Genomic DNA, 14289 nt, shown 5'->3' on the forward strand with positions numbered 1-14289 from the left:
CACACCACCGCCTCCTCAGCCAAGGACACCGCATGCATGACGACCCCGCGCACCGCCTCCGCCACCCGGTCCTCCGCCACCCGGGCCTTCACCGCCGTAGTTTTCTCGCCGCCTCGGGCGCGGCCTCGCTCGGCGCGCTCGCCCTCACCGGATGTGGCGGCGTCCCCTCCGGCGCGTCCCGACAGGGCGACGGCAAGCCGAAACGCGGCGGGCGGCTGCGCGCCGCGTTCGCCGGTGGCGGGGCGAGCGAAAGCCTCGATCCGCACCTGGGCGCCCTTTTCGCCGACGCCGCCCGCGCCAAGGCGCTCTACGACAAGCTCGCCGACTACGACGCCGGCCTCGTGGCCCGGCCACGGCTCGCCACGTCCTGGGAGCCGAACGCGGGCCTGGACCGCTGGAAGGTCACGCTCAGGGATGCCGTCTTCCACGACGGAAAGCCGGTGACCGCGGGCGATGTCCTCTTCAGCTACCGCCGCATCGCCACCCCGGACAAGGCCTTCCGCGCCAAGGCCTCACTGGAACCCATCGATCTGCGGGCCAGCCGGGCGCTGGACCGGCGGACGGTCGAGTTCGTCCTCAAGCGCCCGACCGCCGAATTCCCCAATGTGCTCGCGGCGTTCGGGGCGTACATCGTCCCCGAAGGTGCCGAGGACTTCGACCGGAAGCCGGTCGGCAGCGGGCCCTTCCGCCTCGTCTCGTTCTCCCCCGGCCGCTCCACCGTGCTGCGGCGCAACGACGCCTACTGGGACGGCGCGCCCTACCTCGACCGGCTGGAATTCATTGTCGCGAACGACGAGTCCGCGCGCGTCAACTCCCTCCTCGGTGGCCAGGTGGAATACGCCCACGAGCTGAACCCCACCACGGCGCGCGCCCACGAGGGGACCGGTCAGGTCGAGATCGTCCGGCTGCCGGGCAGCGCCATGCAGGCGTTCGCCATGAAGACCGACCGCCCGCCCTTCGACGACCAGCGGGTGCGTGAGGCGTTCTTCCTCATCGCCGACCGGAAGGAGCTGGTGGACGGCGCCCTGTCCGGGGCGGGTCAGATCGGCAACGACCTCTTCGGCAAGGGCTACGCGTACTACGCCGACGGCCTGCCGCAGCGCGAACAGGACCTCGGACGCGCCCGAAAGCTGCTCAAGCGGGCGGGCGCGGAAGACCTCAGGGTCACCCTCGACACGTCGGCCGTCGCCGCCGGATTCACCGAGGCCGCCGGAATCTTCCGCGACCAGGCCGCCAAGGCCGGGGTCACCGTCACGGTGCGCAACGGCAGCAAGGACTCGTACTGGAACGACATCCTCGACTCCGGCACCCTGTGCAGCTACCGCTCCGGCGCCATGCCCATCGAGTCCCATATCGCCCAGCGGCTGCTCACCGGCTCCACCACCAACGCCACCCACTGGCGGCACAAGGACTTCGACGCCCTCTACCAGCGGGCCCAGTCCACCAGGGACGACACGGAGCGGGCCGCCGTGTACGCGCGCATGCAGCGCCGGCTGTACGCCGAAGGGGGCTTCCTGGTCTGGGGGTTCGCCGACTGGATCATCGGCACGGCCCGCACGGTCGGCGGCGTGGCGCGCGACGCGCCGGCCAACACCCTGGACTGGGCCCGGTTCGACAAGGTCTGGCTGCGGTGACGGGTCTGCGCTCCTGGCTCGCCCGGCGGCTGCTGCTCGGCGCGGCGCAGACCGTGGCCGTGGTGCTGCTGGTGTTCGCGCTGGCCGAGGCGCTGCCGGGCGACGCGGCCGTGGCGCTGGCCGGGGACCAGCCCGACCCGGCGCGGATCGCCGCCATCCGCGACGCGATGGACCTGGACCGCCCCGCGTCCGCGCGGCTGCTGGACTGGGCGTCCGGGCTGCTCCACGGTGACCTGGGCACCTCGCTGGTCTCCGGCCGCCCCGTCAGCTCGTACGTCGCCGGTGGCGTCGCGCCGACGCTGCTCCTCGCCGGGCTCACCCTGCTGCTCCTGGTGCCGCTGGGCGTCGGCCTCGGTGTGCTCGCGGCCCACCGCGCGGGGCGCCGTACGGACCGGGTCATCAGCTCGGTGGCGCTCGGGGTGTACGCCGTCCCCGAATTCGCCCTCGGCACCCTCCTGGTGACCGTCTTCGCGCTGCGCCTGGGCTGGTTTCCACCGACCGCCGTGGGCTACGGCACCGATCTGCTCGCCCACCCCGCCACCCTGGTGCTGCCCGTGCTGGTGCTGCTGTCCCGGCCGGTGTGCTCGCTGGCCCGTCTGGTGCGCGCCGGGATGATCGACGCGCTGGCCTCGCCGTACGCCGCCCAGGCTCGCCGGTACGGCGTCTCCGGCATCCGGGTCCGCTACGCGCACGCGCTGCCGAACGCGGTCGCCCCGGCCGCCCAGCACCTGGCCCGCACCGTCGACTGGCTGCTGTGCGGGGTCATCGTCGTGGAGGGCCTCTTCGTGATCCCGGGGCTGGGAACCGTCCTGCTGAACGCGGTCGCCGAACGCGACATGCCCGTCGTCCAGGGGCTCGCGGTGGTGTTCGGGCTCATCACCGTCGTCCTCAACACCGGCGCCGATCTGGTGGCCCACCGGTTCGCGCCCCGGGCGGAGGTGGCGGCGTGAGCACACCGCTCGGCAAGCGGGGGCGCTCCGCGGTCGCCGTCGTGCTCACCGGCGTCCCGCTCGCCCTGGCCCTGTTCGGGCCGCTCTTCGCGGGCGAGGCCGGGCCGCGCGGCGTGTCCTTCACGCTCGGCGGCGGCCACTGGTTCGGTACCGACTTCACCGGCCGTGACGTGTGGCGGCAGATCCTCCTCGGCGGACGTCCGGTGGTCCTGGTCGCGCTCGCCGCGACAGCCCTCACGTATCTGATCGCCCTGCCGGTCGGGCTGCTGGCCGCGCTGACCCATCGGCGACGGCTGGACGACCTGCTCATGCGCCCCCTCGATGTGCTGCTCGCCGTGCCGTCGCTGCTGCTGCTCCTGCTGGTGGCCACCGCCGTCCCGCCGGGCGCCGTGGGGCTCGCCCTGCTGGTGGCGCTCGCCACCATCCCGGACGCCGCCCGGACCGTACGCGCCGCGGCAGCCGAGGCCGCCTCGCGCCCCGCCGTGGAGGCGCTGCGCATGCAGGGCGAGACATGGTGGCGGATCGGCTTCGGCTATGTCGGCCGGTCGGTCCTGCGCACCCTCGCCACCGACGCTGGTATCCGGCTCACCGGGGCGCTCTATCTGGTGGCCACGGCCGCGTTCCTGGGCATCGGCGTCGCACCGGACGCGGCGGACTGGGCCGTCATGGTGGACCGCAATCGCACCGGGCTGTTCGTCCAGCCCTGGGCGGCCGTGCTGCCCGCGCTGCTGATCGTCGCCCTGACCACGGGCTGCAACCTGCTGTGCGACGCCGTACTGGAACGCCGTCAGCGACCGGAGGAGGGGGAACGGCCATGAACGCGGTCGCGGAGATCGAGGACTTGCGCGTCGAGACCGGCGGCCGGGCCATCGTCGACGGGGTGAGCCTGCGGGCGCTGCCCGGGAAGGTCATCGCGCTGGTGGGCTCGTCCGGCAGCGGCAAGACCACCACGGGCCTCGCGCTGCTCGGCGAGTACCCGCCGGGGGCGAAGGTCACCGGCCGGGTCCGAGTGGCCGACGGCCTGGCCGGATACGTGCCCCAGCACCCGGCCGCCGTCCTCAACCCGGCCCGCCGGGTCGGCGCGCTGCTCGGTGACATCGCGCGCGGACAGGTGCGGCGTCTGCCGCGCTCCGAGCGCCGCGCGGCCGTACGCGAACGTGTTCTCACCGCCCTCTCGCAAGCCCAGCTCCCGGACGGCAGCGCGATATTGCGTCGCTATCCACATCAGCTGTCGGGCGGCCAGCAGCAACGTGTCGTGCTCGCGCAGGCGCTGCTCCTCGGGGCCAGGGTGGTGGTCGCGGACGAACCGACCACCGGGCAGGACCCGGTGGCCAAGCGGCGCATCGTCGAGCGGCTGTCCGCGGTGGCCGCGCAGGGCATCGCCGTGCTGCTGCTCAGCCACGACCTCGACGTGGTGCGGAACCTGGCCGACGAGGTGGTGGTGATGCGCGACGGGAAGGTGGCGGAGGCGGGACCGGCCGAGCGGGTGTGGCACTCCCCCGCCCACGCCTGGACCCGCGAACTCCTCGCGGCACACGGGCCCGCGGCCGTGGCCACGGGGCCCACGACCGGGGCACCCGCCCCCGCGACCGGCGCCACGGACCCCGCGCCACCCGGCGGCGCCGCCTTGCGGGTGTGCGGCCTGACCGCCCGCCACGGCGCCACCCCCGTGCTCCGTACCGGCGAACTCACCGTGCGCGCCGGCACCTGCCTGGCCGTCCTCGGCCCCTCGGGCAGCGGCAAGACCACCCTCGGCCGCTGCCTGGCCGGACTCCACCGGGACCACGACGGGCAGGTGCTGCTCGACGGGACGCCACTGCCGCGCAGTCTGCGCTCGCGCACCCGGGAGCAGACCGCCGCCGTCCAGTACGTGTTCCAGGACGCGCGGGCCGCCTTCGATGAACACCGGCCGGTGCTGGACCAGGTGGCGCGCACGGCGGTACGGCTGAGGGGCGCGGACCCGGCCGCGGCGCGGACCGAGGCGCGGACGACCCTGGCCCGCCTCGGCCTGGCGGACGAGCTGCCGCACCGGCTCCCCGGGCAGCTGTCCGGGGGTGAACTCCAGCGCGCGGCGCTGGCCCGCGCCCTGCTCGCCCGGCCCCGGGTGCTGGTGTGTGACGAGATCACCTCGGGCCTGGACACCGTCACCCGGCGCGGCCTCCTCGATCTGCTCGCCGCGCTGGTGCGCGACGGCGACGGCCTGGCGCTGATCCTCATCACCCACGACACGGACACCGCGGCGCTCGCCACCCGGACCGTGGTCCTGGACGCGGGTGAGGTGGTCGAGCACTAGTTTTGGTTATCATTTTCATCTAGCTGCTACGGTGGCATCCACGTTCCCGAACAGCACGAGCGCAACCACCCGAGAGGACCCATGTCCGCCCACTGCCAACTCACCGGCCGGCAGCCCGGCTTCGGCAACCATGTCTCGCACTCCCACCGCCGCACCAAGCGCCGGTTCGACCCCAATATCCAGCGCAAGCGCTACTGGCTGGCCAGCGAGGGGCGGCATGTGCGGCTCACGCTCAGCGCCAGGGCCGTCAAGACCGTCGACAGCATCGGCGTCGAGGCCGCCGTGGCCCGCATCCGCGCCCGGGGAGGAAAGGTCTGATGGCGAAGAAGAGCAAGATCGCCAAGAATGAGCGGCGGCGCGCGATCGTCGCCCGTTGCGCCAAGCGCCGCGCCCAGCTGAAGGCGCTCATCGCCGCTCCGCACACCCCGGAGGAGGAACGCCTGGCCGCCGAGCGGGAGCTGCGCCGCCAGCCGCGCGACGCCAGCGCCACGCGCGTGCGCAACCGGGACTCCATCGACGGCCGCCCCCGTGGCCATCTGCGCACCTTCGGCCTGTCCCGCATCCGGCTGCGCGAAATGGCGCACGCGGGCGAGCTGCCCGGGGTGACCAAGAGCAGCTGGTGACCCCGCCCGCACAGACGCCGCCACCCCCGGCCGGGCCGGGGGTGGCGGCGTATCCACGCGGTATCAGCCGGTGTCAGCCGGTGCCGGCCGCGGCTTCGGGCTGGGCCTGCGGCGCGGGGCCGGGGCGCCCCGCCGGGCGGGTGGCGGCGGAAACGGCCGCCATCACCACGGTGTTGAGGACCAGCGCGATGACGCCCACGTTCAGATCCTTGATCGCTTGCGGGAATCCCGGCAGCAGACTGCCGACCGTGGCACCGGAGAGGGTGACGGCGGCGACCGTGACCACTCCGACGACGATGCCCGCGGCCGCTCCCTGCTTGGTGACCGGATTCCGCTTGGCCAGACTCGCGAGCAGGGCGGGGAAGAGCTGGGTGACCAGGGAGTAGCCCATGAGCAGCAGCGACACGATCGAACTGCCGCCGTTGAAGGTGAAGTAGAGGGACACCAGCGCGAGCGCGGGGACCAGCCACTGCGCCAGGCTGGTCACCTGACGGTCGTTGCTCTGCGGGCGGGCGAGGCGGTAGACGTTCTTCGCCAGGCAGGTCGCGGACGTCATGAGGAGCAGCGACCCGGGGACCAGCGCGGTGAGCAGCCCCGCGCCGCCGACGATGCCCACGAACCACGGGGGGAACGTGGCGGTGGTGATGCGCAGCAGCGAGAGGTCCGCGTCGGCGCCCTTGAGGCCGGGCACGACGAGGATGGCCGCGAACCCGGCGAAGAAGACGAAGAGCAGGATGAGCTGGTAGAGCGGCATGAAGATGGCGTTGCGGCGGAAGACACGCTCGTTCTGCGCGCTGTAGGAGGCGCTGAAGGTGTGCGGCCACATGTAGAAGCCGAGTGCCGAGAGGAACACCGTGGAGGCGAACCACGAGGTGCTCATGCCACTGTCGGGCAGCGTGAGGAAGCCCGCCTGACTCTTGTCGACCGCCTGGAACATGTTCTCGAAGCCGCCGAAGTAGTGGATCGGCAGGTAGATGCCCAGGATCAGGACGACCGCGAGGATGGTGACGTCCTTCATGACGGCGGTCCACGCGGAACCGTGGATGCCCGAGATGGTGACGTAGACGGTCAGGGCGACGGTGCCGATCACGATGGCCCAGTGGGAGGGAATGCGGCCGTCGGAGGAGACGGACACGATGATCCCGAGGCCCTTCAGCTGCAGGACGAGGTACGGCACCATCGCGATGACACCGACGAGGGCCACGAGCGCGCCGAGCAGCGGGCTCTCGAACTTGGCCACGAAGAAGTCGGACTGCGAGATCAGCCGGTGCTGTTTGGCGTAGCGCCACACGGCCGGGAGCAGCCAGTAGGACAGCACATAGGCGAGTGAGGCGTAACAGAGGATGTAGTACGCCGGGGCACCCTTGCCGTACGCCCAGCCCGAGGCGCCGAGGAAGGTGAAGGTCGTGTAGATCTCACCGGCCAGCAGCAGGAAGACGAAGATCGTGCCGAAGCCGCGGCCGCCGACCGACCACTGTTCGAGGTCCATGTCCCTGCCGCGCCGGGCGCGCAGCCCCAGCAGGAGCGAGGCGGCGAGGAAGAGGAAGATGATGGCGAGGGCGATCATGAGGCGCCTTCCTCATGGTTGGCGGGGTCGAGCCGGTAGATGACGGCCATGGTCACCGAAATCAGGACGACCCATAGGACCAGCCAGAAGAGGATGAACGGCATACCGAGGACGTAGGGCGTCACCCGGTTGACGAAGAAGATCCCCCCGAGGATCCCGAGAAACGGGATCGCACCGAGCAGATGGATGGGTTTCACGTCAAGAACCTCCTGGGCCGGGCCGCACTCCACAGACGGGGCGGGGCTCCTCTGGGGATGACACGAGCGTGGGACGGTCCCGCCGGGGTGCTGGGGGTGCTGCCACCGGGGGACGGCTCGGCCCATGGGAGGGGGTGGTCACCTCCCCCATCCAGGCCATTCCACTTCGCGGAAAACTTTTTTCAACTTGGGAGATGTATAGGTCCGCCGCGAAGCCATGTCAACGCTTCACGCGGACCGGATGGATCAAACATTTCGTTGAAGCGGACCCATCACCATCAACCGCCGCCGGGGGCTTGACGCCAGCGCGCCCCGCGGGTTGTCATTCCACTAAGCAAAAACCATTATCCGCATCGTGGAAGTTGCGGAGCACTCTCCTTCCTGGGATGTGAGACATGAGCGACCACCGCCTCCCGTACACGGTCAACCTGTCGATCCTGTTCACCGAGCTGCCGCTGCTGGAGCGCCCGGACGCGGCGAAGGCCGCCGGGTTCGACGCGGTCGAGTTCTGGTGGCCCCACACCGTGGCGGTGCCGGAGGACAAGGACATCGACGCCTTCATCCGGGCGGTGCGGGACGCCGGGGTCCGGCTGACCGGGCTGAACTTCTTCGCCGGGGACATGCCCGGCGGCGACCGCGGCCTGGTGTCCTGGCCCGCCCGCAGCACGGAGTTCCGCGACAACATCGACGTGACCGTGGCCATCGGAGAACAGCTGGGCTGCCGCGCGTTCAACGCCCTGTACGGCAACCGCGTCGAGGGAGCCGACCCGGCCGAGCAGGACGCCCTCGCCACCGAGAACCTGGCACTGGCCGCCGAGGCCGCCGGGCGCGTCGGCGGCACGGTCCTGGTCGAGCCGGTCAGCGGCGCCCCCGCGTATCCGCTGCTCACCGCGGCGGACGCGCTCGGCGTCATCGACCGGGTGGAGCGCGCGTCCGGCGCCCGCAACCTCCGTTTCCTCGCCGACCTCTACCACCTGGCCGTCAACGGCGACGACGTGGCGCGGGTGATCGACGACCACGCCGGACGCGTCGGCCACGTCCAGATCGCGGACGCGCCCGGCAGGGGCGCCCCGGGCACCGGCGGGCTGGACCTCCACGGGCAGCTCACCGCGCTGGAGACCGCGGGCTACGACGGCTGGGTGGGCCTGGAGTACAAGGCCCAGGGCCCGAGCGCCGACAGCTTCGACTGGCTCCCGCGCGAGCGGCGCGGCAGCTCCGCCCACGCCTGACCTGACAGCCCTCAACAACACGAAGGAGCGCCACGATGACCGCCACACCACGGAAGATCGCCTTCATCGGCCTGGGCATCATGGGCGGCCCGATGGCCGCCAACCTGGTCAGGGCCGGGCACACCGTCACCGGCTACAACCGCAGCCGCCCCGCCGTCGACAAGCTCACCGCGGCCGGGGGCCACGGCGCGGACAGCATCGCGCAGGCGGTGCGCGACGCCGAGGTCGTCATCACCATGGTCCCGGCCGACCCGCAGGTGAAGGAGGTCGTCCTCGGCGAGGACGGCGTCCTGGCACACGCCGCGCCGGGCACCCTGCTGATCGACATGAGCAGCATCACCCCGCAGACCTCCCTGGAGGTCGAGGCCGCCGCCAAGGAGAAGGGCGTCCGCACCCTGGACGCCCCGGTCTCCGGCGGTGAGGCCGGGGCGGTCGAGGGCGTGCTGTCCATCATGGTGGGCGGCGAGCCGGACGACTTCGCCGAAGCGGGGCCGGTGTTCGAGGCGCTCGGCACCACCGTCGTGCACGTCGGCCCGCACGGCTCCGGTCAGACGGTCAAGGCCGCCAACCAGCTGATGGTCGCCGTCCACCTCGAGGCCCTGGCCGAGGCAGTGGTGTTCCTGGAGAACGCCGGGGTGGACCTGGGCGCCGCGCTGGAGGTGCTGGGCGGCGGCCTGGCCGGATCGACGGTGCTGGCCCGCAAGCGGGACGCCGTACTGAGCCGCAGCTTCCAGCCCGGTTTCCGCATCGATCTGCACCACAAGGACATGGGCATCGTCACCGACGCGGCGCGGGCGGTCGGCGCGCCGCTGCCCGTCGGCTCCGTCGTCGCCCAGCTGGTCGCCTCCGCCCGTGCCTGCGGCGACGGCGGCCTGGACCACTCCGCACTGCTGCGCGGCGTCGAGCGCCTGGCCGGCCGCGACATCCACTGAACCCCGGAACCACAGGAGCAACCCCATGGCGCGTATGACAGCGGCCCAGGCGGCGGTGGAGATCCTCAAGCGCGAGGGCACCACCCACGTCTTCGGTCTCCCCGGAGCGGCGATCAACCCCTTCTACGCCGCGATGCGCGGCAACGGCGGCCTCACCCACGTCCTGGCCCGGCACGTCGAGGGCGCCTCGCACATGGCCGAGGGCTACACCCGGGCCAGGGCCGGGAACATCGGGGTCTGCGTGGGCACCAGTGGCCCCGCGGGCACCGACATGATCACCGGCCTGTACTCGGCGAGCGCCGATTCGATCCCGATCCTGTGCATCACCGGCCAGGCGGCGGTGTCCAAGCTGCACAAGGAGGACTTCCAGGCGGTCGACATCGCCTCGATCGCGGCGCCGCTGACCAAGATGGCCATGACCGTGCTGGAGCCCGCACAGGTGCCGGGCGCCTTCCAGCAGGCGTTCCACCTCATGCGGTCCGGCCGCCCCGGACCGGTCCTGATCGACCTGCCCATCGACGTCCAGATGGCCGAGATCGAGTTCGACCCGGACACCTATGAGCCGCTGCCCCTCCACAAACCGGCCGCCACCCGGGCGCAGATCGACAAGGCGATCGGGATGCTCCAGGCCGCCGAGCGGCCGCTGCTGGTCGCGGGCGGCGGCACCATCAACGCCGACGCGGCCGATCTGCTGGTGGAATTCGCCGAGCTGACCGGGGTTCCCGTCGTGCCCACCCTGATGGGCTGGGGCGCCATCCCCGACGACCATCCGCTGATGGCGGGCATGGTCGGCCTCCAGACCTCCCACCGTTACGGCAACGCCACCCTGCTGGAGTCGGACTTCGTCCTCGGCATCGGCAACCGCTGGGCCAACCGCCACACCGGCGGTGTCGACACGTACACAAAGGACCGCACCTTCGTCCACGTCGACATCGAGCCCACCCAGATCGGCCGGGTGTTCGCGCCCGACTACGGCATCGTCTCCGACGCCGGGGCCGCCCTGCGGCTGTTCGTCGAGGCCGCCCGGGAACTCAAGGCGGCGGGCACCCTCACGGACCGCGCCGACTGGGCCGACAGCTGCCGCCGCCGCAAGGGCTCGATGCTGCGCAAGACCCACTTCGACCAGGTGCCGGTCAAACCGCAGCGGGTCTACGAGGAGATGAACCGGGCGTTCGGGCCGGACACCCGCTATGTCTCCACGATCGGCCTCTCCCAGATCCAGGCCGCCCAGATGCTGCACGTCTACCGCCCCCGGCACTGGATCAACGCCGGTCAGGCCGGGCCGCTGGGCTGGACCGTCCCGGCCGCGCTGGGCGTGGCGACCGCCGACCCGGACACCACCGTCGTCGCCCTCTCCGGCGACTACGACTTCCAGTTCATGATCGAAGAACTCGCGGTCGGGGCCCAGTTCCAGATCCCGTACCTCCATGTCGTCGTCAACAACGCCTATCTGGGGCTGATCCGCCAGGCCCAGCGCGGTTTCGACATGGACTACTGCGTCCAGCTCTCCTTCGACAACATCAACGCCCCCGAGGTCGGCGGCTACGGCGTCGACCACGTCAAGGTCGCCGAAGGGCTCGGCTGCAAGGCCATCCGGGTCTTCGAACCCGACCGCATCGCGCCCGCCCTGGAAGAGGCCAGGAAGCTCATGGCCGAACACCGGGTGCCGGTCGTCGTCGAGGTCATCCTGGAGCGCGTCACCAACGTGTCCATGGGCACCGAACTCGACAACGTCAACGAGTTCGAGGACCTCGCCACCAGCCCCGAACACGCCCCCACGGCGGTCCGCACCGCCATCGGATGACGCCCCGGGCGACACCGCCCGGCACCCTCAAGCTCCTCCCGGCGGCGTGATCCACGCGGTCGAAGCCGCGCCGCCGGGAGGCTTCCAGCAACACTCGCGGCAGCGGCCTTCCAGCCCCACGCCTTCGGCCCTGGACGCCCCCGGCGCGTGGTTCGACCTGCTGCCCGCGCCCCAGGTGTGACCCCGGCCCGAGCCGGGACGGGGTCACCAGGTCACGGGCAGTTCGTAGACGCCGTAGACCGAACCGTCGTGCTTGAAGGGGATCTTCTCCAGACCGGTGGCCAGCCGGAGGGTGGGGACGCGGCGGTAGAGGGTGCTGTAGACGACCTGCAGCTCCATCCGGGCCAGCGGCTGGCCCAGGCACTGGTGCACCCCGAAGCCGAACGCCACATGGCGGCGGGCGTCGCGCCGAAGGTCCAGCCGGTCGGGGTCGGGGAAGACCTCGGGGTCGCGGTTGGCGATGTCGTTGGCCAGGATGATCCCCTCCCCGGCCCGGATCACCTGGCCCGCGACCTCGATGTCCTCCAGCGCCACCCGGCGCCGCCCGCTGTGCGTGATGTTGAGGTAGCGCAGCAGCTCCTCCACCGCCGAGGCGACGAGCTTCGGATCGTCCGATTCCCGTAGCAGGGCGAGCTGTTCGGGGTTCTCCAACAGGGCGAGGGTGCCCAGCGCGATCATGTTCGCGGTGGTCTCGTGGCCCGCGAGCAGGAGCAGCACGCCCGTCTGGGCCGCCTGCTCGCGGGTCAGCTCGCCCGCCGTGACCCGTCCGGCCAGCCCGGACAGCAGATCGTCCACGGGGTGGGCGATCTTCTCGCCCATCAGGCCGTCCAGGTAGCCGAGCAGCGCTCCATGGGCGGCCGAGCGCTGCTCGGGCGTCACCTCGCGGTTGATGAGGACGTTGCTGTTCTCCTGGAAGAAGTCGTGGTCGGCGTACGGCACTCCGAGCAGCTCGCAGATCACCAGCGAGGGCACCGGCAGGGCGAACGCCTGGACCAGGTCGCGCGGCGCGGGTCCGGCCAGCATCTCGTCGATCAGCCCGTCCACGATCTTCTGCACGGCCGGACGCATCGCCGCCACCCGCTTGATGGCGAACGGCGCCGTGACCATCCGCCGGAGCCGGGCGTGTTCGGGGTCGTCCATCAGGATGAAGCTGAAGCCGGTGCCGCCCGGGGGCAGCGGGGCCGAGCTGGGATAGCCGGGCCGGGCGGCGTCGGCGCTGACCCTCGCGTCGCCCAGCAGGGCCCGCTGCTCGGCGTGCCGGGTCACCAGCCACGGGGTACTGCCGTCCCACAGACGGACCCTCGCGAGCGGCCCCTCCTCCGTCGCCTCCCGCAGCGCGGGCGGCGGGTCGAACGGGCAGCCCGCCGCCCTGGCCATCGGAAACTCCGCAAGCGTCATGCCCGTTTCTCCCTCTGCTGTCCGTTCCGTACGGCCCCGTCCGCCACGGTCACCCCCTCCGATCCGGGCGTCGTCCGGTGATCAGGCAATCCGATCCGCTACATTAAGTCAAGCAACTGATTTAAATTTGTCCGCGACGCATGCCGCTCGCCCGGTACGGAAGGCTCCGCCATGTCCGACGCCCTGCCCAGACCCACCACCGCCGGAGCCTCCGGACCGCCGCGGGCAAACACCGTCGTGGCGGTCCTGGCCTTCGCCGGGATCGTGGTCTCGCTGATGCAGACCCTGGTGATCCCGCTGATCCCCCAGCTCCCCAGCCTGCTGAACGCCTCGGCGTCGGACGCCACCTGGGCGGTGACCGCCACCCTGCTCGCGGCCGCCGTCGCGACACCGGTGATCGGGCGGCTGGGAGACATGTACGGCAAGCGCCGCATGCTCCTGATCAGCCTGGGCCTGCTGGTGACCGGATCGGTCGTCGGCGCCCTCAGCGACTCCCTGGCCCCGATGGTCGTCGGACGGACCCTGCAGGGCCTGGCGTCCGGGGTCATACCGCTCGGCATCAGCATCATGCGCGACGAACTGCCCGCTGAGCGGCTCGGCGCGGCGACCGCCCTGATGAGCGCCTCGCTCGGGGTCGGCGGCGCCCTGGGCCTGCCCGCCGCCGCGCTGCTGGCCGAACGCGCCGACTGGCATGTGCTGTTCTGGACGGCCGCCGGATTCGGCGTCCTCGCCACCGCGCTCGTGGCCAGGCTCGTCCCCGAATCCGCGGTGCGCAGCGGCGGACGGTTCGACGTGGCGGGGGCGGCCGGTCTCTCGGTCGCGCTGGTCTGCCTGCTGCTGGCGATCTCCAAGGGGGCCGCCTGGGGCTGGACCAGCGGTCCCACCCTCGGGCTCTTCCTCGCCTCGGCGGTCACGCTGGCGCTGTGGGGCCGGTGGGAACTGCGCTCCGCGCGGCCGCTGGTGGACCTGCGCACCACCGCGCGGCGTCAGGTGCTGCTCACCAACCTCGCCTCCGCGGTGTTCGGCTTCTCCATGTTCGCGATGTCCCTGCTGATGCCGCAGCTGCTCCAGCTGCCGGAGGCCACCGGTTTCGGCCTCGGGGAGACGATGCTGACCGTCGGCCTCGTCATGGCGCCGTCGGGTCTGGTGATGATGGCCATGGCGCCGCTGTCCGCACGCATCTCCAAGAACCAGGGCCCCAAGGTGACGCTGATGCTCGGCGCCGTCGTGGTCGCCTCGGGTTACGGCCTCAACATCGCGCTGATGTCGGCCATCTGGCACCTCGTCCTGGTGTCCTGCGTCATCGGCGCCGGTATCGGGCTCGCCTACGGCGCCATGCCCGCGCTCGTCATGGCGGCCGTGCCGGTGACGGAGACGGCCGCGGCCAACAGCCTCAACACCCTGATGCGGTCCATCGGCACCTCGGTCTCCAGCGCGGTGGCGGGCGTCGTCCTGGCCGAGATGACCACCACGCTCGGCCCCGTCACCCTCCCCGCCCAGGACGGCTTCCGGGTGGTCATGGCCGTCGGCGCCGGGGCGGCCCTGCTCGCCTTCGCCCTCGCCGCCTTCCTCCCCCGGCAGCGCCCGGCGGCCCCGGTGGCGGTGGCGCCCGCCACGGCCACGCATGGGGCCACGCGCGCCGGGTAGACGGATCCGCGACCA

13 protein-coding genes are annotated in these 14289 nt (G+C 71.9%); 10 read left to right on the forward strand and 3 right to left on the reverse strand.

The features are described 5' to 3' along the window. The first annotated feature begins 32 nt into the window (after positions 1-32). From ACZ6CL_RS18145 to rpsN, 6 genes are all read left to right on the forward strand, one after another. The gene (locus tag ACZ6CL_RS18145; protein WP_468937097.1) at positions 33-1634 is read left to right on the forward strand and encodes an ABC transporter substrate-binding protein; all 1602 of its coding nucleotides are present in this window, start codon (positions 33-35) and stop codon (positions 1632-1634) included. Beyond that, entirely contained in the window at positions 1631-2584 is a 954-nt protein-coding gene (locus ACZ6CL_RS18150; RefSeq protein WP_468937098.1) for an ABC transporter permease, read from the forward strand. Before ACZ6CL_RS18145 ends, ACZ6CL_RS18150 begins: the two co-directional genes overlap by 4 nt. Next, positions 2581-3402, forward strand: coding sequence for an ABC transporter permease (locus ACZ6CL_RS18155; RefSeq protein ID WP_468937099.1), 822 nt, complete (start codon positions 2581-2583; stop codon positions 3400-3402). Before ACZ6CL_RS18150 ends, ACZ6CL_RS18155 begins: the two co-directional genes overlap by 4 nt. Then, positions 3399-4877: an ABC transporter ATP-binding protein gene (locus ACZ6CL_RS18160; protein ID WP_468937100.1), complete on the forward strand. Its 1479-nt coding sequence runs from the start codon at positions 3399-3401 to the stop codon at positions 4875-4877. The genes ACZ6CL_RS18155 and ACZ6CL_RS18160 overlap by 4 nt, the downstream gene beginning before the upstream one ends. Positions 4878-4958: 81 nt before the next feature. After that, complete coding sequence (gene rpmB, locus ACZ6CL_RS18165; RefSeq protein ID WP_468937101.1) at positions 4959-5195, forward strand: 50S ribosomal protein L28; 237 nt, start codon at positions 4959-4961, stop codon at positions 5193-5195. After that, positions 5195-5500 carry a 30S ribosomal protein S14 gene (rpsN, locus tag ACZ6CL_RS18170; protein WP_468937102.1) on the forward strand — a complete coding sequence of 102 codons (306 nt, stop codon included), beginning with the start codon at positions 5195-5197 and terminating at the stop codon, positions 5498-5500. The genes rpmB and rpsN overlap by 1 nt, the downstream gene beginning before the upstream one ends. Positions 5501-5573: 73 nt before the next feature. Here the strand turns inward: rpsN and ACZ6CL_RS18175 are convergent, their stop codons facing one another. Further along, positions 5574-7067, reverse strand: coding sequence for a sodium:solute symporter family protein (locus ACZ6CL_RS18175; RefSeq protein ID WP_468937103.1), 1494 nt, complete (start codon positions 7065-7067; stop codon positions 5574-5576). Beyond that, positions 7064-7264 carry a DUF3311 domain-containing protein gene (locus tag ACZ6CL_RS18180; RefSeq protein WP_468937104.1) on the reverse strand — a complete coding sequence of 67 codons (201 nt, stop codon included), beginning with the start codon at positions 7262-7264 and terminating at the stop codon, positions 7064-7066. Before ACZ6CL_RS18180 ends, ACZ6CL_RS18175 begins: the two co-directional genes overlap by 4 nt. Positions 7265-7659: 395 nt before the next feature. Here ACZ6CL_RS18180 and ACZ6CL_RS18185 point away from each other — a divergent pair, with 395 nt between their 5' ends. Genes ACZ6CL_RS18185 through gcl form a run of 3 tightly spaced genes read left to right on the forward strand, consistent with a single transcriptional unit; the run spans position 7660 to position 11229 of the window. Continuing rightward, positions 7660-8493, forward strand: coding sequence for a hydroxypyruvate isomerase family protein (locus tag ACZ6CL_RS18185; protein WP_468937105.1), 834 nt, complete (start codon positions 7660-7662; stop codon positions 8491-8493). 35 nt (positions 8494-8528) lie between these two features. Further along, complete coding sequence (locus ACZ6CL_RS18190) at positions 8529-9425, forward strand: 2-hydroxy-3-oxopropionate reductase (protein ID WP_468937106.1); 897 nt, start codon at positions 8529-8531, stop codon at positions 9423-9425. 25 nt (positions 9426-9450) lie between these two features. Further along, positions 9451-11229 (forward strand): glyoxylate carboligase, encoded by a 1779-nt coding sequence (gene gcl / locus ACZ6CL_RS18195; protein ID WP_468937107.1) that lies wholly within the window; start codon positions 9451-9453, stop codon positions 11227-11229. Positions 11230-11433: 204 nt separating this feature from the next. Here the strand turns inward: gcl and ACZ6CL_RS18200 are convergent, their stop codons facing one another. After that, on the reverse strand, positions 11434-12627 hold the full coding sequence (locus ACZ6CL_RS18200; protein ID WP_468937108.1) for a cytochrome P450: 1194 nt from the start codon (positions 12625-12627) through the stop codon (positions 11434-11436). A 171-nt stretch (positions 12628-12798) separates the two neighbouring features. Here ACZ6CL_RS18200 and ACZ6CL_RS18205 point away from each other — a divergent pair, with 171 nt between their 5' ends. After that, a complete protein-coding gene (locus ACZ6CL_RS18205) occupies positions 12799-14274 on the forward strand; it encodes an MFS transporter (protein ID WP_468937109.1) in 1476 nt (491 codons plus the stop codon). Positions 14275-14289 lie beyond the last annotated feature (15 nt).

It is taken from the genome of Streptomyces sp. NPDC041200 (assembly GCF_055591805.1).